Annotated in this window: 19 protein-coding genes; 11 read left to right on the top strand and 8 right to left on the bottom strand. The window is 72.7% G+C overall.

The window, feature by feature from the left end:
* Positions 1–4 precede the first annotated feature (4 nt).
* From AMK24_RS21465 to AMK24_RS21455, 3 genes are read left to right on the top strand one after another with little or no spacing between them, the layout of a single operon-like run.
* Positions 5–1342 (top strand): chloride channel protein, encoded by a 1338-nt coding sequence (locus tag AMK24_RS21465; protein WP_073770447.1) that lies wholly within the window; start codon positions 5–7, stop codon positions 1340–1342.
* Positions 1343–1400: 58 nt separating this feature from the next.
* Positions 1401–1925, top strand: coding sequence for a GNAT family N-acetyltransferase (locus AMK24_RS21460; protein WP_073770446.1), 525 nt, complete (start codon positions 1401–1403; stop codon positions 1923–1925).
* A 49-nt stretch (positions 1926–1974) separates the two neighbouring features.
* The gene (locus tag AMK24_RS21455; RefSeq protein ID WP_073770445.1) at positions 1975–2463 is read left to right on the top strand and encodes a glutathione peroxidase; all 489 of its coding nucleotides are present in this window, start codon (positions 1975–1977) and stop codon (positions 2461–2463) included.
* A gap of 77 nt (positions 2464–2540) precedes the next feature.
* On the opposite strand, the gene AMK24_RS21450 is transcribed toward AMK24_RS21455, so the two are convergent.
* A complete protein-coding gene (locus AMK24_RS21450; protein WP_073770444.1) occupies positions 2541–3767 on the bottom strand; it encodes an acyl-CoA dehydrogenase family protein in 1227 nt (408 codons plus the stop codon).
* Positions 3768–3952: 185 nt separating this feature from the next.
* Between AMK24_RS21450 and AMK24_RS21445 the strand changes: the two genes are divergently transcribed.
* Positions 3953–4624, top strand: coding sequence for a TetR family transcriptional regulator (locus AMK24_RS21445; RefSeq protein WP_073770443.1), 672 nt, complete (start codon positions 3953–3955; stop codon positions 4622–4624).
* Between the two features lie 43 nt (positions 4625–4667).
* On the opposite strand, the gene def is transcribed toward AMK24_RS21445, so the two are convergent.
* Positions 4668–5213, bottom strand: coding sequence for a peptide deformylase (gene def / locus AMK24_RS21440; protein ID WP_073770442.1), 546 nt, complete (start codon positions 5211–5213; stop codon positions 4668–4670).
* A 114-nt stretch (positions 5214–5327) separates the two neighbouring features.
* Here def and AMK24_RS21435 point away from each other — a divergent pair, with 114 nt between their 5' ends.
* The 7 genes from AMK24_RS21435 (at position 5328) to AMK24_RS21410 (ending at position 11840) form a co-directional block, all read left to right on the top strand.
* Positions 5328–6566 carry a MurT ligase domain-containing protein gene (locus tag AMK24_RS21435; RefSeq protein WP_073770441.1) on the top strand — a complete coding sequence of 413 codons (1239 nt, stop codon included), beginning with the start codon at positions 5328–5330 and terminating at the stop codon, positions 6564–6566.
* 34 nt (positions 6567–6600) lie between these two features.
* A complete protein-coding gene (locus tag AMK24_RS21430; protein ID WP_073770440.1) occupies positions 6601–7329 on the top strand; it encodes a type 1 glutamine amidotransferase in 729 nt (242 codons plus the stop codon).
* A gap of 178 nt (positions 7330–7507) precedes the next feature.
* Positions 7508–8533: a 6-phosphofructokinase gene (locus tag AMK24_RS21425; protein ID WP_073770439.1), complete on the top strand. Its 1026-nt coding sequence runs from the start codon at positions 7508–7510 to the stop codon at positions 8531–8533.
* Between the two features lie 111 nt (positions 8534–8644).
* Complete coding sequence (locus AMK24_RS21420; protein ID WP_073770438.1) at positions 8645–9595, top strand: cytochrome c oxidase assembly protein; 951 nt, start codon at positions 8645–8647, stop codon at positions 9593–9595.
* 66 nt (positions 9596–9661) lie between these two features.
* On the top strand, positions 9662–9820 hold the full coding sequence (locus AMK24_RS34275) for a hypothetical protein (RefSeq protein ID WP_199876475.1): 159 nt from the start codon (positions 9662–9664) through the stop codon (positions 9818–9820).
* A 185-nt stretch (positions 9821–10005) separates the two neighbouring features.
* Positions 10006–10722, top strand: a complete 717-nt coding sequence (locus tag AMK24_RS21415) for a lysophospholipid acyltransferase family protein (protein ID WP_073770437.1) — start codon at positions 10006–10008, stop codon at positions 10720–10722.
* Positions 10723–10787: 65 nt separating this feature from the next.
* Positions 10788–11840, top strand: coding sequence for an NAD-dependent epimerase/dehydratase family protein (locus AMK24_RS21410; RefSeq protein ID WP_242435216.1), 1053 nt, complete (start codon positions 10788–10790; stop codon positions 11838–11840).
* Positions 11841–11871: 31 nt separating this feature from the next.
* On the opposite strand, the gene AMK24_RS21405 is transcribed toward AMK24_RS21410, so the two are convergent.
* From AMK24_RS21405 to AMK24_RS21380, 6 genes are all read right to left on the bottom strand, one after another.
* Positions 11872–13455, bottom strand: coding sequence for an alpha/beta hydrolase (locus tag AMK24_RS21405; protein ID WP_242435215.1), 1584 nt, complete (start codon positions 13453–13455; stop codon positions 11872–11874).
* A 155-nt stretch (positions 13456–13610) separates the two neighbouring features.
* The gene (locus AMK24_RS21400; RefSeq protein ID WP_073770434.1) at positions 13611–14396 is read right to left on the bottom strand and encodes an urease accessory protein UreD; all 786 of its coding nucleotides are present in this window, start codon (positions 14394–14396) and stop codon (positions 13611–13613) included.
* A complete protein-coding gene (gene ureG / locus AMK24_RS21395; RefSeq protein ID WP_073770433.1) occupies positions 14393–15070 on the bottom strand; it encodes an urease accessory protein UreG in 678 nt (225 codons plus the stop codon). Before ureG ends, AMK24_RS21400 begins: the two co-directional genes overlap by 4 nt.
* A 59-nt stretch (positions 15071–15129) precedes the next feature.
* A complete protein-coding gene (locus tag AMK24_RS21390) occupies positions 15130–15792 on the bottom strand; it encodes an urease accessory protein UreF (RefSeq protein WP_073770432.1) in 663 nt (220 codons plus the stop codon).
* Between the two features lie 12 nt (positions 15793–15804).
* Positions 15805–17526 (bottom strand): urease subunit alpha, encoded by a 1722-nt coding sequence (locus AMK24_RS21385; RefSeq protein WP_073770431.1) that lies wholly within the window; start codon positions 17524–17526, stop codon positions 15805–15807.
* Positions 17519–17830, bottom strand: coding sequence for an urease subunit beta (locus AMK24_RS21380; protein WP_073770430.1), 312 nt, complete (start codon positions 17828–17830; stop codon positions 17519–17521). Before AMK24_RS21380 ends, AMK24_RS21385 begins: the two co-directional genes overlap by 8 nt.
* Positions 17831–17838 lie beyond the last annotated feature (8 nt).

Raw genomic sequence — 17838 nt, 5'->3', positions numbered from 1 at the left:
GATCATGCCGCCCACGCCACCGGGATCACCCGTCGACGCGCCGGAGGACCCGTACGCGCCGGTCCGCACACGGAGGTACGCGGGGCTGCTGCTGATGGCGGCCCTCCTCGGGGTGCCGGTCTCCGCCCTCGCGTTCGGCTTCCTGGCCCTGGTCTCGGAGCTCCAGTCGCTGACGTACACGGAGCTGCCGAAGGCGCTGGGGTTCGAGGGGACGCCGTCGTGGTGGCCGGTTCCGCTGCTCGGCGTCGCCGGCCTCCTGGTCGGGCTCGTCGTCCGCCGGCTGCCCGGCGGGGGCGGGCACCGGCCGGCGGAGGGACTGGTGTCCACCGGCGCTCCGGCCCCGGTGGACCTGCCGGGCGTCGTGCTCGCCGCGCTCGTCTCGCTGGGCGCGGGCGCCGTGCTCGGACCGGAGGCGCCGCTGATCGCACTGGGCGGCGGGGTGGCGGTCTGGGCGGCGAACCGCCTGCGGCCCGGCCTGGCTCCGGAGGCGCGGGCGCTGGTCGGGGCGTCGGGGAGCTTCGCGGCGGTGAGCGCCCTGCTGGGGTCGCCGTTGCTGGGCGCGTTCCTGCTGATGGAGGCGGCGGGGCTGGCCGGGCCGATGCTGGGCGTGGTGCTGGTGCCGGGGCTGCTCTCCGCGGGGGTCGGCGCGCTGATCTTCACGGGGCTGGGCTCCTGGACGGGGCTGGGGACCTACTCCCTGCAGCTGGGCGAGGTGCCGCGGGCGGCGGACCCGGACGTCGCGGGGTTCGGGTGGGCGCTGGTCCTCGGCGTCGCCGCGGCCTTCGCGGGGGTCGGCATCCGGCGGTTGGCGCTGGCCCTCCAAAAACGGGTGGAGCGGCGGACCGCGGCGGCCACGGCGGTGCTGGGGCTGGCCGTCGGCGCGCTCGCGCTGGTGTACGCCCAGACGTCGGGGAGGGAAGGCTCCGAGGTGCTGTACTCGGGCGAGCACGCGCTGGGCGGTCTCCTGTCGGGGAGCGCGGCGTACTCGGTGGGGGCGCTGCTGCTGCTGATCGTCTGCAAGTCGCTGGCCTACTGCGCCTCGTTGAGCTGCTTCCGGGGCGGTCCCGTCTTCCCCGCGATGTTCGTGGGCGCGGTGGGCGGCATCGCCCTGTCCCACCTGCCGGGACTGCACCTGACCGCCGGTTTCGCCATGGGCGTCGGCGCGATGTGCGTGGCGATGCTGCGGCTGCCGATGACCTCGGTGCTCCTGGCGACGCTCCTGCTCGGGAGGGAGGGGCTCACCGTGATGCCCCTGGTGATCGTGGCGGTGGTGGTGGCGTACGTGGTCACTCTTCGGCTGACGCCCGTCCCGGTGGACACGGGCGGCCCGGAAGCGGTGTGATCGTCCCCGTGGGTTTTCTCCCCGGCCCCTGCTCCCGCTTCGCGAAAGGACCCTTCTCATGACCGAGATCGTCCATGTCACCGCCCCCGAGCTGGTCACCTACGCCGACGAGTTGGCCGGTCTGCTGGTCGAGACCGTCGAGGAGGGGTCCTCGGTGGGGTTCCTGGCGCCGTTGGGCCGGGAGGCGGCCGCGGTCTGGTGGCGGGAGCGGGCCGCAGCCGTGGAGGCCGGCAGCATCGACATCTGGATCGCGCGGGACGGCGGCCGGGTCTCCGGGACCATCGCCCTGGTGCGGGCGCCGCTGCCCAACGCCCGGCACCGCGCGGAGGTCGCCAAGCTGATGGTCCGGCCCTCCGCCCGCGGCCGGGGCCTCGGCGGGGCGCTGCTGGCCGCCGTCGAGGCGTACGCGGCGGCCGAGGGCATCACGCTGCTGATCCTGGACACCGAGAGCGGCAGTCTGGCCGAGCAGGTCTACTGCAAGGCTGGGTGGACGGAGGTGGGCAGCGTTCCGGGATACGCGGCGGATCCGGCGGGCAGCCTGAAGCCGACCACTTTCTACTACAAGGAGCTCGCCGCTCCGTGAGCGGCGGACGGCGCCATCCGCACCACACGCGATGACCAGGGAGAGTTTCATGACGCTGCACGACATTCCGCTGCGCACCCTCGCGGGCGAGCCGACCACGCTGGGCGCGTACGGCGGCCGGACCGTCCTGGTGGTCAACGTGGCCTCCCGGTGCGGGCTCACCCCGCAGTACGAGGGCCTGGAGCGGCTGCAGCGGACGTACGGGGACCGGGGCCTGACGGTGCTCGGCGTGCCGTGCAACCAGTTCGCCGGCCAGGAGCCGGGGAGCGCGGAGGAGATCCGGACGTTCTGCTCGACGACGTACGGGGTCACCTTCCCGCTGCTGGAGAAGACCGACGTCAACGGCGAGGGGCGGCATCCGCTGTACGCGGAGCTGACGAAGCTGGCGGACGCGGACGGGGAGGCCGGGGACGTCCAGTGGAACTTCGAGAAGTTCGTGGTCTCGCCGGCCGGTGAGCCGGTGGCCCGGTTCCGGCCGGGCGCGGAGCCGGAGTCCGCCGCGGTGGTCGCGGCGATCGAGGCGCAGCTGCCGGGCTGAGGCACGGGGGCGGCCGGGGACCACGAGGTCCCCGGCCGCCCTTCCGTCTCCGCCGGCGCGGTCGTTCCGCCGCTCCGCTAGCGGATCGGCATGCCGGAGAGCGTGCGGGCGATCACCAGGCGCTGGATCTCGCTGGTGCCCTCGAAGATGGTGTAGATCGCCGCGTCGCGGTGCATGCGCTCGACGGGGTACTCGCGGGTGAAGCCGTTGCCGCCGAGGATCTGGATGGCCTGCGCGGTGACGTCCCGGGCGGTCTCGCTCGCGTACAGCTTGGACATGGAGCCCTCGGCCGAGGTGAACGGCTTCCCGGTGGTGGCCATCCAGGAGGCGCGCCAGACCAGCAGCCGGGCCGCGTCGACGCGGGTGCGCATGTCGGCGAGCTGGAAGGCGATGCCCTGGTTGTCGATGATGGGGCGGCCGAACTGGCTGCGGGTCTTCGCGTAGTCGAGGGCGACCTCGTAGGCGGCGCGGGCGGTGCCCACGGCCATCGCGCCGACCGCCGGGCGGGACGCCTCGAAGGTGGCCATCGCCGCGTTCTTGACGCGCTCGCCGCCGGTCCTCGCGCGCTCGCGGGCCCGCGCGAGGCGCTCGTCGAGCTTCTCCTTGCCGCCGAGGAGGCAGTGGCCGGGGACGCGGACGTCCTCCAGGACCACCTCGGCGGTGTGGGAGGCGCGGATGCCGTGCTTCTTGAACTTCTGCCCCTGGGAGAGGCCGGGGGTGTTCGGCGGCACGATGAAGGAGGCGTGACCCTTGGAGCCGATCTCGGGGTCGACGACGGCGACGACGACGTGGACGTTGGCTATGCCGCCGTTGGTGGCCCAGGTCTTGGTGCCGTTGAGGACCCACTCGTCCTTGGCCTCGTCGTAGACGGCGCGGGTGCGCATCGAGGCGACGTCGGAGCCGGCGTCGGGCTCGGAGGAGCAGAAGGCGGCGACCTTCACGTCGTCGGCGTCGCCGTACATCTGCGGGATCCAGGTGCCGATCTGCTCCTCGGTGCCGTTGGCGAGGACGCCGACGGCCGCCAGGCCCGTGCCGACGATCGACAGGGCGATGCCCGCGTCGCCCCAGAACAGCTCCTCCATGGCGACGGGGATGCCGAGCCCGGTGGGGTCGAAGAACTGCTGGGCGTAGAAGTCGAGGGAGTAGATGCCGACCTTGGCCGCTTCCTGGATGACGGGCCAGGGCGTTTCCTCACGCTCGTCCCACTCGGAGGCGGCGGGGCGGATGACGTCCGCCGCGAAGCCGTGGAGCCACTCCTTGACCTGCTTCTGGTCGTCGTTGAGTTCAAGCGTGAACTCGGCCATGTTTCCCCTCCAGGCACTGCTGCGGAAAAGCACACGTTACTTGCGGTAACCACAGTCTGTTACCGGCAAGTAGCCACTGTCAACCGCCCCGGAGCCGATCCGACGCCGTCAGCGCGGGGTGTTACGTTGCGCGGGGGTGCAGGAGCGATGCGACGCATCGCGTGGCCAGGGGTGGGAGAGACGACATGGAGACCGCACGAAGCGCCGAGCGGCAGCGGACCGCGGCCGAGAGCCGTCGGCGCGAGTTGCTGGAAGCGGCGGACCGGGTGGTGCTCAGGGACGGACCGCACGCCTCGATGAACGCCATCGCCGCCGAGGCCGGGATCACCAAGCCCATCCTCTACCGCCACTTCGGGGACAAGGGCGGGCTCTACCGCGCGCTGGCCACCCGCCACACCGACGCACTGCTCAGCGCCCTGCGGGCCGCCCTGGACGCGCCCGCCGACCGGCGCCGCCGGGTGGAGTCCACGCTGGAGACCTATCTCGCCGCGATCGAGGCCCGCCCCCAGGTCTACCGCTTCCTGATGCACCCCGCCGACGGGGCGGCCGACGCCTCCCCCGCCGACGCCTCCTCCGCCGAGCAGGGCTTCGACGTCGGCCGGCACTCCGCCCCGCTGCTGCGCCGCCTCGGCGAGGAGCTGGGCCGGGTGATCGCCGAACGGGTGGACCTGGGCCCCGACAGCGAGCGGACCGCCCGCATCTGGGGCCACGGGATCGTCGGCATGATGCACGCGGCGGGCGACTGGTGGCTCGGCGACCGGCCCTGCTCCCGCGAACAGCTGGTCCGGGCCCTGGCCGATCTGCTGTGGGGCAGGCTCGCGGAGGCGGGCGACCTCCGGGGCGGCCCCGGTTTCTGAGCGGAGCGGAGGTGCGGACGGCCCCCGCCGCCCGGACCGGGACTCAGCCGCTTTGCGCCCAGGGGGCCCGGCGCACCGCCCGCAGCGCCCTGGAGCGCCGCAGCCCGGTCAGCCGGTCGGTGTAGACGGCGCCCGCCAGGTGGTCGCACTCGTGCTGGAGGCACCGGGCGAACCACCCCGTCCCGGCGATCCGGACCGGCTCGCCGGTCATCGTCAGACCCTCGACGACCGCGTGGTCGAAGCGTTCCGTGCCCGCTTCCAGGCCCGGAAGTGACAGACAGCCCTCCGGTCCGCGTACGGTGAGTCCGTCCGCCTCGACCAGTTCGGGATTGACGACGTGTCCCAGATGGCGGACATCGTCGTCGTCCGGACAGTCGTAGACGAACACCTTGAGCGGGACGCCGATCTGGTTGGCGGCGAGCCCGACACCCCGTGCGGCGTACATCGTGGCGAACATGTCCTCGACCAGCCGGGCCAGCGACGGGCCGAAGTCCGTGACGTCCTCGCAGGCGCGATGGAGCAACGGGTCGCCGAACAGACTCATCTCACGGACGAGTCCGGAACTGCCGGGGATCGGGCGGTTTCGCATGGCGGCAAGCGTACGTTCCGCCGGGACCGGGGCGTTCCCCCGGTGCCGCGGTGCGGCCGTGGCGCGGGACATCGATAGGCTGGGCGCGGACCGATGCAAGGAGGATCTAGGACGATGGCAGGCAACACGGAGCCGTTGTCGCCGCGGGCCAAACTGGCCGTGACGGCGGGCAAGGCCGCGGCGGCGGTGTCACGCGCCGCGGGGCGGGGCAGCGGATCGGTGATCGGCGGCCGGGTGGCGCTCAAGCTCGACCCCGACCTGCTGGGGCGGCTGGCGCAGCACCTGGACGTGATCCTCGTGTCGGCGACGAACGGCAAGACGACCACCACCCGGCTGATCGCCGAGGCGCTGCGGGCCGCCGGGCCCGTCGTGTCGAACGCGCTCGGCGCGAACATGCCCGCGGGCATCACCTCGGCGCTGGCCGGCGGCTCGGACGCGAAGTTCGGCGTGATCGAGGTCGACGAGAAGTACCTGGCCGGCGTCGCCCGCGACACCACGCCCAAGGCGATCGCCCTGCTCAACCTCTCGCGCGACCAGCTGGACCGCGCGGCGGAGACCCGGATGATGGCCGAGCACTGGCGCGAGGGCCTGTCCGGCTCGAAGGCCGTGGTCATCGCCAACGCGGACGACCCGCTGGTCGTCTGGGCGGCTTCCTCCTCGTCCAACGTGGTGTGGGTGGCGGCCGGTCAGGCGTGGAAGGACGACGCCTGGTCCTGCCCGTCCTGCGGCGGTGTGATGCAGCGTCCGGGCGACGACTGGTTCTGCGGGCAGTGCGGCTTCCGCCGCCCCGCCCCGAGCTGGGCGCTGAACGGCGACTACGTCCTGGACCCGCACGGTTCGGCATGGCCGATCCACCTCCAGTTGCCGGGCCGGGCGAACAAGGCGAACGCCGCGACGTCGGCCGCCGTGGCCGCCGTCTTCGGAGTGCCCCCGCAGGTCGCCCTGGAGCGCATGTACCAGGTGCAGGCGGTGGCCGGGCGCTACGACGTGGTCACCTTCCAGAACCGCGAGCTGCGCCTGCTGCTGGCGAAGAACCCGGCCGGCTGGCTGGAGACGTTCTCCCTGATCGACCCGCCGCCCACGCCGGTGATCCTCTCGGTCAACGCCCGCGGCGCGGACGGCACCGACACCTCCTGGCTGTGGGACGTGGACTACACCCAGCTGGCGGGCCACCCGATCTTCGTGCTCGGCGACCGGAAGCTGGACCTCGCGGTCCGCCTCGAAGTGGCCGGTCTCGACTTCCGGGTCTGCGAGACGCTCGACGAGGCCGTGCAGTACGCCCCGCCCGGCCGCATCGAGGTCATCGCCAACTACACCGCCTTCCAGGATCTGCGCCGTCGTGTCGGCAACTGACCCCGGCCCCGGCCACCTCCGGAGAGGACGAAGCATGAGCAACAACGGTCTGCGTCTGGTCTGGGTCTACCCCGACCTGCTCAGCACCTACGGCGACCAGGGCAACGCGCTGGTCGTGGAGCGGCGGGCCCGGCAGCGCGGTCTGGACGTGCAGCGCGTGGACGTGCGCAGCGACCAGCCGGTGCCGACGTCCGGCGACATCTACCTGATCGGCGGCGGCGAGGACCGGCCCCAGCGCCTCGCGGCCGAGCGGCTCCGCCGGGACGGCGGGCTCAGCCGGGCCGCCTCCAACGGCGCGATCATCTTCTCGGTCTGCGCGGGTTACCAGATCCTGGGCCACGAGTTCATCAACGACCTCGGTGAGCGCGAGCAGGGCCTCGGTCTGCTCGACGTGGTCTCCACCCGCGGCGAGGGCGCGCGGTGCGTCGGCGACGTCCTGGCGGACATCGACCCCCACCTCGGGCTGGAGCCGCTGACCGGGTTCGAGAACCACCAGGGCGTCACCCACCTGGGGCCGACGGCGCGGCCGTTCGCCCGGGTGCGGTTCGGCCGGGGCAACGGCACCGGGGACGGTACGGAGGGCGCGTACAACGACACGGTCTTCGGGACGTACATGCACGGTCCGGTGCTGGCGCGCAACCCGCAGATCGCGGACCTGCTGCTGAAGCTGGCCCTCGACGTGAACGCGCTGCCGCCCACCGACGACCGCTGGTACGAGGCACTGCGCGCGGAGCGGATCGCGGCTGCCACACAGCCCGCCTGATGAGGCGTTTTCCGCTCGCCTGAGCGGTGTCCGCCTGAGGTGTTCCCCGCTCGATCGAGCGGAGTCCAGCAGGCGGACGGCCGGTTCGGTCCCGTCATCCTGCGCCGGTAGGGTGGCGGGGATCCAACCGGACGACGTGGTCCGGTCGTCGACTAAACGTTGCAAAGGTTCTCGGGCCATGCGCATTGGTGTACTCACCTCCGGCGGCGACTGCCCCGGCCTCAACGCCGTCATCCGTTCCGTGGTCCATCGCGCGGTGGTGGACCACGGCGACGAGGTCATCGGATTCCACGACGGCTGGAAGGGCCTGCTGGAGTGCGACTACCGCAAGCTCGACCTCGACGCGGTGGGCGGCATCCTGGCCCGCGGCGGCACGATCCTCGGCTCCTCCCGGGTGCAGCCCGCGCATCTGCGCGACGGGGTCGAGCGCGCCCGGGGCCATGTCGCGGACCTCGGTCTCGACGCCGTCATCCCGATCGGCGGCGAGGGCACCCTCAAGGCGGCCCACCTCCTGTCCGAGGCCGGGCTCCCGATCGTCGGGGTTCCCAAGACCATCGACAACGACATCGCCTCCACCGACGTCACCTTCGGCTTCGACACCGCCGTCGGCGTCGCCACCGAGGCGCTGGACCGTCTGAAGACCACCGCCGAATCGCACCAGCGGGTGCTGATCGTCGAGGTCATGGGCCGTCACACCGGTTGGATCGCGCTGCACTCCGGGATGGCCGCCGGGGCCCACGCCATCGTGGTGCCCGAGCGCCCCTTCGACATCGACGAGCTGACCGAGCTGGTCGGCAAGCGCTTCTCGGCGGGCAAGAAGTTCGCCATCGTGGTGGTCGCCGAGGGCGCCAAGCCCCGCGAAGGCTCCATGCAGTTCGAGCAGGGCGTCAAGGACGTCTACGGCCACGAGCGGTTCGCCGGCGTGGCGACCCAGCTCTCCGGTGAGCTGGAGCAGCGGCTCGGCAAGGAGGCCCGGCCGGTCATACTCGGCCACGTCCAGCGCGGCGGCACGCCGACCGCGTACGACCGGGTCCTGGCGACCCGGTTCGGCTGGCACGCGGTGGAGGCGGCGCACCGGAGCGAATTCGGGATGCTGACCGCGCTGCGCGGCACCGACATCGTGATGGTCCCGCTGGCGGAGGCGGTCGAGACGCTGAAGACGGTCCCGGCCGAGCGGTACGCCGAGGCGGAGTGCGTGCTCTAGGGACACGTCGTTCCAGAACTGCCCCCGGCCGCGACCGCGGCCGGGGGCAGTTCTACTCTGGACCGGACAACCGGCACGAAACGGGGACACGTCCCCATCGGGAGCGAACTGATGGATCACAGCGGGCACGGCATGAACATGGATCTGCCGCCGTTCACGCTGGGACGGGGGCTGGAGCTCTCCGTGGAGCCGTTCTTCCTGACCGGCTGCGTCCTGGCGCTCGCCCTGTACGGGTACGGCGTGGTGCGGCTGCGTCGGCGCGGGGACGGCTGGCCGGTGAACCGGATCGTGTTCTTCGCCGTGGGCGTGCTGAGCATCGCGCTGGTGATGTGCACCAAGCTCAACGACTACGGCATGGTCATGTTCAGCGTGCACATGGTGCAGCACATGGTGATCAGCATGCTGTCGCCGATCCTGCTGCTGCTGGGCGCCCCGGTGACGCTGGCGCTGCGCGCGCTGCCGCCCGCCGACCGGGGGCGGACCGGGCCGCGCGAGCTGCTGCTGAAGCTGCTGCACAGCCGGTACATGAAGATCATCACGCATCCGGTGTTCACGATCCCGCTGTTCATCGCGAGCCTGTACGCGCTGTACTTCACCCCGATCTTCGACTTCCTGATGGGCTCCAAGCCGGGCCACCTCGGGATGATGGTGCACTTCCTCGCGGTCGGCCTGGTCTTCTTCTGGCCGATCATGGGCGTGGACCCGGGACCGCACCGCCCCGGCTACCTGATGCGGATGCTGGAGCTGTTCGCCGGGATGCCGTTCCACGCGTTCTTCGGGATCGCGCTGATGATGGCGTCGACGCCGATGGTGGAGACGTACCGGAACCCGCCCGCCTCGCTGGGCATCGACGCCCTGAGCGACCAGAACTGGGCGGGCGGCATCGCCTGGGCGTTCAGCGAGATCCCCTCCGTGCTGGTGCTGATCGCGCTGGTCTACCAGTGGTACAACTCCGAGCAGCGCGTCGCCCGGCGCACGGACCGGGCCGCCGACCGCGACGGCGACAAGGAGCTGGAGGCGTACAACGCCTATCTCGCTTCTTTGCAGACGCGCGGCCGGTAGCGCGCGGGGCGCGTCCGGGGCGACCATGGTGGGAACGGCCGCGCGGCCGACGAGGAGCGTGCGCGCATGTCCGGATCGACGAAGACCATGGGATACCTGACCGTCGGGACGCTGGTCGCGGTGACCGCGTACACGGTGGCGCTGGGAAGCAGCGGCTGGCTCTGGTTCGGCTGGGTGGTGCTGGGACTGTGCGCCCTCGGCATGCTGGCCACCCAGGACACCTGAGCGGCTGAGCGCCGCGGACGGGGTGGCCAGGCCTGACGGGCCCCGTGGCGGGTACGAGCCGGAGAACCGGTTCATCCCGGTCGCACGGTGGCGCAGGGGGCCTACGCTGTGATCCCCCGACACCGCCGTGTCGGGGTGGGCAAGCGGTCCCGAGTCGGCCCGGCAGAGCGAGGTGCGCCCTCAAGGTGTTCTATTACGTCCTGAAACACGTCGTTCTGGGGCCTGTGCTGCGGCTGCTGTTCCGGCCCCGCATCGAGGGTCTGGAGAACATCCCGGAGGACGGCGCGGCGATCGTCGCGGGCAACCACCTCTCCTTCTCCGACCATTTCCTGATGCCGGCGATCCTCAAGCGCCGCATCACCTTCCTGGCGAAGGCCGAGTACTTCACGGGCCCCGGGATCAAGGGCCGGCTCACCGCCGCCTTCTTCCGCAGCGCGGGCCAGATCCCGGTGGACCGGTCCGGGAAGGACGCGGGGCAGGCGGCCATCCGCGAGGGGCTCGGGGTGCTGGGCAGGGGTGAGCTGCTGGGGATCTACCCGGAGGGCACCCGCTCGCACGACGGACGGCTCTACAAGGGCAAGGTCGGGGTCGCGGTGATGGCGATCACCGCGGGCGTGCCGGTGGTCCCCTGCGCCATGGTCGGCACCTTCGAGATCCAGCCGCCCGGCCAGGTCGTGCCGAAGATCAAACGGGTCGCGATCCGGTTCGGCGAGCCGTTGGACTTCTCCCGGTATGCGGGCATGGAGAACCAGAAGGCCGCGATCCGGGCCGTGACGGACGAGATCATGTACGCGATCCTCGAACTCTCCGGTCAGGAGTACGTGGACGAGTACGCGGCCAAGGTGAAGGCGGCCGAGCAGGACGCCGTCCCACCGAGGAAGTTCCCGAAGCTGCGACGCTGAGCGCGGATACGCCACCGGCAGAGCGGCCTCGCCCGAGCGGGCGCCCTCCCCCTAGCGTCGCCTCCATGAGCAGAGGACACGCATGGGTGCTGGGAGCGACGGGCCAGATCGGGCGGGCCGCGGTGCGGGCGCTGGCCGCGGACGGCTGGGAGGTCACCGCGGCCTCGCGCGGCGGGGGCCGGGACGGGACGTGGGACGCCGGGGTGCGCGCGGTGGCGCTCGACCGGGACGAGGAGGGGGCGCTGGAGAAGGCGCTGGGCGAGGGCTGTGACGTCCTGGTCGACATGGTGGCGTTCGACGGGGCGCACGCCCGGCAGCTGGCGGGGCTGGCCGGCCGGATCGGGTCCGCCGTGGTGATCTCCAGCGGCGCGGTGTACGAGGACGGGCGGGGCCGCAGCTTCGACACCCAGGACGAGGCGGACGGCTTCCCCCGCTTCCCGGTGCCGTTGCCGGAGACGCAGGCCACGGTGGCGCCGGGTGAGACCACGTACGGGACGCGCAAGGTCCTGCTGGAGCGGGAGCTGCTGGCGGCCGGCGACGCTCTGCCGGTGACGCTGCTGCGGGCGGGCGCGGTCCACGGCCCGTACTGCCGTACCCCGCGCGAGCTGTACTTCGTGAAGCGGCTGCTGGACGGGCGGCGGCGACGGGTGCTCGCGTACGGCGGCGGGAGCCGCTTCCACCCGGTCCACGCGTCCAACGCGGCGGAGCTGATCCGGCTGGCAGCCGGGAAGCCGGAATCGCGGGTGCTGAACGCGGCGGACCCCCAGGCCCCCGCGGTCGCGGAGATCGCGTCGGCGATCGACGACGTGCTGGGGCGGGAGACGGAGACGGTGCTGATCGAGGGCCCTCCCCCGGAGGGGCATGTCGGGGTGACACCGTGGAGCGGTGCCCATCCCGTGGTCTACGACATGACGGCGGCCGGGGAACAGCTCGGGTACCGCCCGGTGACCGGGTACGCGGAGTCGCTGCCGGAGACGGTCGAGTGGCTTGCCGGACAGCTGGCGGAGCGCGACTGGCGGGAGGCGTTCCCGAAGATGCTCGCCAACTACGGCGCATGGCTCTTCGACTACGCGGCGGAGGACGCGTGGCTGGAGGCGCACGACCGGGGGCGGCGCTGAGCGGCCCCCGGTCGTGCGCCTTCCGCGGGGTCTACGGCTTCGGCGTGGCGTGCGGGGTGCACGTCACGTCGTGCCGGCCGGTCTCCCCGGTGAGCAGGTAGGCGTCCACCCGCTCGTTGACGCAGGGGTTGACCAGCCCGGTGACGCCGTGGGATCCGGCGTCCTTCTCGGTGATGAGCCGGGAGCCCTTGAACCGCTTGTGCAGCTCGACCGCGCCCGCGTAGGGGGTGGCGGCGTCGCGGGTGGACTGCACGATGAGGACCGGCGGCAGGCCCTTGCGGGTCTTCACCTCCAGCGGGGTGTGCTGCTTGGACGGCCAGGTGGCGCAGGGCAGGTTCATCCAGGCGTTGGCCCACGTCATGAACGGGTACTTCTCGTGCAGCCGGGTGTTGTCCCGGTCCCAGGTGCGCCAGTCGGTGGGCCACGGGGCGTCGGCGCACTCGACGGCGCTGTAGACCGCGTTGCCGTTCTCGGCGGCGGCGTTGCCCGCGATGTCGCTCATGTCGGGGGCGGCGGCGTCGGTCAACGCCTGGGTGTCACCGGCCCGGTAGGCGCTCCAGGTCTTGGCCGTGGGGGCCCAGGCCGAGTCGTAGTACGGCGCGCTCTGGAAGAAGCCGATGAGCTCGGCGGGTCCGACGACGCCCCCGATGGGCTTCTTCTTGGCGGCGGCCCGCAGCTCCAGCCACGCCTGCTCGACCTTCTGCGGGGTGTCGCCGATGCCGTAGACGGCGTCGTGCTTCGCGACCCACGCCTTCCAGTCGTCCCAGCGCGTCTGGAAGGCGATGTCCTGGTTCAGGTTCGCCCGGTACCAGATGTTCTTCCGCGACGGGTCGACCACGCTGTCGACGACCATGCGCCGCACGTGGTCCGGGAAGAGCGTGCCGTAGACGGCGCCCAGGTAGGTGCCGTAGGAGACGCCGAGGAAGTTGAGCTTCTCCTCCCCGAGCGCGGCCCGGATGACGTCCAGGTCGCGTGCCGTGTTCGGCGTGGTCATGTGCGGCAGCATCGCGCCGCTGCGCTCGCCGCACCCCTCGGCGTACTCGCGGGCCAGCTTGCGCTGGGCTCGCTTGTCGGCCTCGTCGTCGGGGACCGGATCGGCCTTGGGGGCCTTGACGAACTCCTGCGGGTCCACGCAGGAGATCGGGGCCGAGCGGCCGACGCCGCGCGGGTCGAAGCCGACGAAGTCGTAGGCCTTCGCGGTCTTCGTCCAGAGCGGGTTCTTGTTGGTGATCCGGGTGGGAAAGCGCATGCCCGAGCCGCCGGGGCCGCCCGGGTTGTAGAGCAGCGCGCCCTGGCGTTCGCGCTCCGTGCCGGTGCTGACGTGCCGGTCGACGGCGAGCTTGATCTTCTTGCCGTACGGCTTGGCATAGTCGAGCGGCACGGTCACCCAGCCGCACTGGATGGGGGCGGCCAGCCCCCAGTCCGCCGGGCAGTCCTTCCAGTCGATCCCGGTCCGCGCCGCGCGGTGCGCCGCGACCGCGACCCCGCGCGCCTCCGCGTCGCCCCGCCCGTGACGGCGGCCGTCGGCGCTCGCGGCGGGTGCGGCCATCGCCCCCGCTATGAGCGTGCCCGCGACGAGAGCCCCGGCCGAGCCGAGCACCGTGGTACGTCTCACGTGGAACCTCCCCCTTCATCCGATCCGTCGCCGAGGGACGGCGAGGTCATCGGTACGTAGCGGGGATCCTCGCGCCTGAGGGGCGCCCGGGGCCAGGGCGTACACGTGTTTCTTTACCGAACCCATAACCGGTGAAGGGCGTTCGCTGAGCGGACTCAGCCGCCGGAGCCCTCCTTCAGCCCGTCCAGCAGCTCGCGCATCGCCTCGTCCAGGATTCCGCGCAGCAGGCGGGCGTCGGGGGCCAGGGCGGTCACCAGGACGGCGGGGCCGGCCAGCGGGGTGAGGGCGGCGGTGGGGCCGAGGAGGCGCGCCGGGGGCGGGGCCTCCTCGAAGGCCGGGTCGGCGAGGAGGAGTTGGCCGGCCGCCCGGTGGCCGGCGAGGACGGCGGGGCCGTTCCAGCCGGCGGACGCGCCGGGGCCGTACGCCAGTTGCTGGTCGAGGAGGGGGCGGCCCGCGCGGCGGACGGTGAGGCGGGTGGTGAGCGCGCCGGCGGGTTCGTCGTGGCGGCCGAGGATCTGCTCCTCGCGCAGCAGCAGGCGTGCGGTGGGGGCGAGTTCGACCCGGGTGGTCTGGCGCAGGTCGCTGCCCCGGGCGGAGACGAGTTGTTCGGGCAGCCAGTGCAGGACGGCCCCCTCCCCCACGCTCAGGTCCACCGTGTACGTGGAGGGCCCCGTGTCCGCCCGGGGCCCGGGGAGGGCGATGGTGGCCGCCGCCGCGTCGACGGTGAGGCGTGCGCCGTCCGCGATCTCGGCCCCGATCGCCAGCCGGTCGCCGTTGAGCGGGGCGCTCATGGCGCCGACGACGGTGACCCGGGCGTACGCGGACCGCGGGGCGCGGGTGCGGCGCAGGGCGAGCGGGCCGTCGCTCACCAGGACGGGCAGGGCGCTCCCGCCCCGTCCGTCCGGCTCGGCGCGGAGCCGGGCCCGCGCGTGGACGCTCACGCGGTCCAGGCGGCGAGCTGTGCCCGCACCCAGTCGGCGACCGGCCCGACGCCCTCGGCCGAGGTCAACGAGGTGAAGGCGACGGGGAGGTGGCCGCGCTGCTTCTCGGCGTCCAGGGCCATCCGTTCCAGGTCGGAGCCGACGTGGGGGGCGAGGTCGGTCTTGTTGACGACCAGGAGGTCGGCGGTGGTGACGCCGGGGCCGCCCTTGCGGGGGATGTCGTCGCCGCCCGCGACGTCGATGACGAAGATCTGGGCGTCGACCAGGCCTTTGGAGAAGGTGGCGGTGAGGTTGTCGCCGCCGGACTCGAGGAGGATCAGGTCGAGCGGCCCGACCGCCTCCTCCAGGTCCTCGACGGCTTCGAGGTTGGCGGAGATGTCGTCGCGGATCGCGGTGTGCGGGCAGGCTCCGGTCTCGACGGCCCGGATGCGCTCGGGCGGCAGGACCGCTTGGCGGAGCAGGAAGTCGGCGTCCTCGCGGGTGTAGATGTCGTTGGTCACGACGGCGATCGAGAGCCGGTCGCGCAGCTCCCGGCAGAGGGCGGCGACGGTGGCGGTCTTGCCGGAGCCGACCGGACCGCCGAGCCCGATGCGCAACGCGCGGCGGGCGCCGTCGGGGCGGGTGGCGTCGGCGCTGACGGCGGCGGGGCCGCCGTGGGTGTGACCGAGGTGCATGGGGACTCCGGTGGTGTTCGAAGGGCGTGGGTCGTGAAGGCGGTCGCGGGAGACCGCCGCTACGAGGCGAAGAGGCGGACCGGCCAGGCGGCGTGCGCCTCGGCGGTGATGTCGAGGAGCGGGGCCGAGGCGGCGGGCAGGGCGTCGACGCCCTGCCGGGCGGCCTCGGCGGCCTGCGCGGCGACCCGGTCCACCTCGGGGGCGAGCCGGGCCAGTACGGCGGTGGCGTGGAAGGGGTCGAGCGAGAGGAGGCGGACGACGGCGGTGGCGGGACCGCTCACGGTGTCGTACGCGGTCCAGTGGGCGGCGTCCTCGGGGTCCAGGCCCGCCGACCGCGCGGTGAGTCCGAGGACGACGGGCTGGTGGGCGCCGTGCGGCCGGGCCCGGGCGAGCGCGTCCAGTTCGGGGCTCGGCCAGGTGGCGCGGGCGGCCCGCATCATCTGGCGGCCCAGCTTGCGGGCGGTGGCCCGCAGGGCGGGCGAGGGGGTACGGGCGTCGGCCGCTTCGTCGAGGACGAGCGGGTCGATACCGTGGGCCGCCGCCGCGGCGAGCGCGGCGGCGGTGAGGCCCGCGGTGTGCAGGCGGCCCCGGCAGAAGTCGGCGAGGGAGTCGGCGTCGTGGACGCGGCCCTCGGCGACGGCCGGTTCGGCGCCGCCGGAGTGGGCGTGGCCCCCGGCGGGGAACCGGCCGTCGGAGAGGACGAGGAGTGCGGCGCGGGACACGGTGCGGGCCTCTCAGAAGAGGAAGTAGCGCTGGGCCATGGGCAGTTCCGCCACCGGCGCGGGCTCGACCGGGTCGCCGTCGATGGTGACGGCGAAACTGTCGGGGTCGACCTCGACGCGGGGCACGGCGTCGTTCTCCCGCATGTCCGCCTTGGTGACCCCCCGGGTGCTGGTGATCGGCACGAACCGCTTGTCCAGGGCGAGCCGTTCGGGCAGTCCGTCCTCGATCGCGGCGGCGGAGACGAAGGTGAACGAGCTGTGGGCCGCCGCCCGGCCCAGCGCGCCGAACATCGGCCGGGGCAGGACCGGCTGGGGTGTCGGGATGGAGGCGTTGGCGTCGCCCATCTGCGCGTACGCGATCTGGCCGCCCTTGATGACGGTCTGCGGCTTGACGCCGAAGAACGCCGGTTCCCAGAGCACGAGGTCGGCGAGCTTGCCGGTCTCCACGGAACCGATCTCACCGCCCATCCCCTGGGCGATCGCCGGGTTGATGGTGTATTTGGCGACATAGCGACGGACCCGGTGGTTGTCGGCCCGGCCGTCGCCGGGCAGCGCTCCGCGCCGCTTCTTCATCACGTGGGCGGTCTGCCAGGTCCGCAGGATCACCTCTCCGATGCGCCCCATGGCCTGGGAGTCGGAGGAGATGATCGAGATGGCTCCGAGGTCGTGCAGGATGTCCTCGGCCGCGATGGTGGAGGGCCGGATCCGGGATTCGGCGAACGCCAGGTCCTCGGGGACGGCGGGGTTGAGGTGGTGGCAGACCATCAGCATGTCGAGGTGTTCCTCGACGGTGTTGACGGTGTGCGGCCGGGTGGGGTTGGTCGAGCTGGGCAGGACGTAGGGCTCGGAGACCACGGTGATGATGTCGGGCGCGTGCCCGCCGCCCGCGCCCTCGGTGTGGTACGCGTGGATCGTGCGTCCGGCGACGGCGGCGAGGGTGTCGGCGACGAACCCGGCCTCGTTGAGGGTGTCCGTGTGGATGGCGAGCTGCGCGCCCGTCCGCTCGCAGACGGTGAGGCAGGCGTCGATGACGGCGGGCGTGGCGCCCCAGTCCTCGTGGATCTTGAATCCCAGTGCGCCGCCGCGCAGTTGGGAGTACATGGCGTCGTGGGACATCGTGTTGCCCTTGCCGAGCAGCCCGATGTTGACGGGGAGGGCGTCCAGCGCCTCGAACATGCGGGCGAGGTGCCAGGGGCCGGGGGTGACAGTGGTGGCCTTGCTGCCCTCGGCGGGCCCGGTGCCGCCCCCGACGAGGGTGGTGATGCCGGCGGCGAGCGCCTCGTCGACGAGGGTGGGGGAGATGAAGTGGACGTGGGCGTCGACCCCTCCGGCCGTGAGCAGTTTGCCGTTGCCGGCGATGATCTCGGTCTCGGGCCCGATCACCAGGTCGGGGTGGACGCCGTCCATGGTGTCGGGGTTCCCGGCCTTGCCGATGCCGGTGATCCGTCCGTCCCGGATGCCGACGTCGGCCTTGACGATGCCCCAGTGGTCGATGACGACGACCCCGGTGACGACCGTGTCGGGCGCGCCCTCGGCCCGGGTGGTGCGAGCCTGGCCCATCGATTCGCGGATCACTTTGCCACCGCCGAACACCGCTTCGTCGCCCGCGTTCCCGGGGCCGCCCGAACGGTCCTCCTCGATCTCGACGAAGAGGTCGGTGTCGGCGAGCCGGACGCGGTCGCCCGTGGTGGGCCCGAACAGGTCGGCGTAGACGGCTCTGTCGAGGTCAGGCATCGAGGGCTCCTCCGGTTTCGCCGCGCAGGCCGGGGACGACGCGGCGGCCGGCGAGGGGGACGAGTTCGACGTCGACGGGGACGCCGGGTTCGAAACGGGCGGCGGTGCCGGCCGCGATGCCGAGCCGCAGACCGCGGGCGGCGGCGCGGTCGAAGCGCAGCCCGGGGTTGGCCTCGGCGAAGTGGTAGTGGGAGCCGACCTGGACGGGGCGGTCGGCGGTGTTGAGGACGGTGAGGCGGGTGACGGGGCGCCCCTCGTTGAGGGGGATCTCCCCTTCTCCGTACAGGATCTCTCCGGGAATCATCGGCGCGG

This window comes from Streptomyces sp. CB02366 (genome assembly GCF_001905905.1).
Classification (GTDB): domain Bacteria; phylum Actinomycetota; class Actinomycetes; order Streptomycetales; family Streptomycetaceae; genus Streptomyces.
The sequence above is the reverse complement of the archived record's forward strand: the minus strand, read 5'-3'. Positions and strand labels throughout refer to the sequence as shown.

Coding starts and splice junctions, on each gene's coding strand:
- AMK24_RS21465 (WP_073770447.1), top strand. CDS start 5: ATGCCGCCCACGCCACCGGGATCACCCGTCGACGCGCCGGAGGACCCG.
- AMK24_RS21460 (WP_073770446.1), top strand. CDS start 1,401: ATGACCGAGATCGTCCATGTCACCGCCCCCGAGCTGGTCACCTACGCC.
- AMK24_RS21455 (WP_073770445.1), top strand. CDS start 1,975: ATGACGCTGCACGACATTCCGCTGCGCACCCTCGCGGGCGAGCCGACC.
- AMK24_RS21450 (WP_073770444.1), bottom strand. CDS start 3,767: ATGGCCGAGTTCACGCTTGAACTCAACGACGACCAGAAGCAGGTCAAG.
- AMK24_RS21445 (WP_073770443.1), top strand. CDS start 3,953: ATGGAGACCGCACGAAGCGCCGAGCGGCAGCGGACCGCGGCCGAGAGC.
- def (WP_073770442.1), bottom strand. CDS start 5,213: ATGCGAAACCGCCCGATCCCCGGCAGTTCCGGACTCGTCCGTGAGATG.
- AMK24_RS21435 (WP_073770441.1), top strand. CDS start 5,328: ATGGCAGGCAACACGGAGCCGTTGTCGCCGCGGGCCAAACTGGCCGTG.
- AMK24_RS21430 (WP_073770440.1), top strand. CDS start 6,601: ATGAGCAACAACGGTCTGCGTCTGGTCTGGGTCTACCCCGACCTGCTC.
- AMK24_RS21425 (WP_073770439.1), top strand. CDS start 7,508: ATGCGCATTGGTGTACTCACCTCCGGCGGCGACTGCCCCGGCCTCAAC.
- AMK24_RS21420 (WP_073770438.1), top strand. CDS start 8,645: ATGGATCACAGCGGGCACGGCATGAACATGGATCTGCCGCCGTTCACG.
- AMK24_RS34275 (WP_199876475.1), top strand. CDS start 9,662: ATGTCCGGATCGACGAAGACCATGGGATACCTGACCGTCGGGACGCTG.
- AMK24_RS21410 (WP_242435216.1), top strand. CDS start 10,788: ATGAGCAGAGGACACGCATGGGTGCTGGGAGCGACGGGCCAGATCGGG.
- ureG (WP_073770433.1), bottom strand. CDS start 15,070: ATGCACCTCGGTCACACCCACGGCGGCCCCGCCGCCGTCAGCGCCGAC.
- AMK24_RS21385 (WP_073770431.1), bottom strand. CDS start 17,526: ATGCCTGACCTCGACAGAGCCGTCTACGCCGACCTGTTCGGGCCCACC.
- AMK24_RS21380 (WP_073770430.1), bottom strand. CDS start 17,830: ATGATTCCCGGAGAGATCCTGTACGGAGAAGGGGAGATCCCCCTCAAC.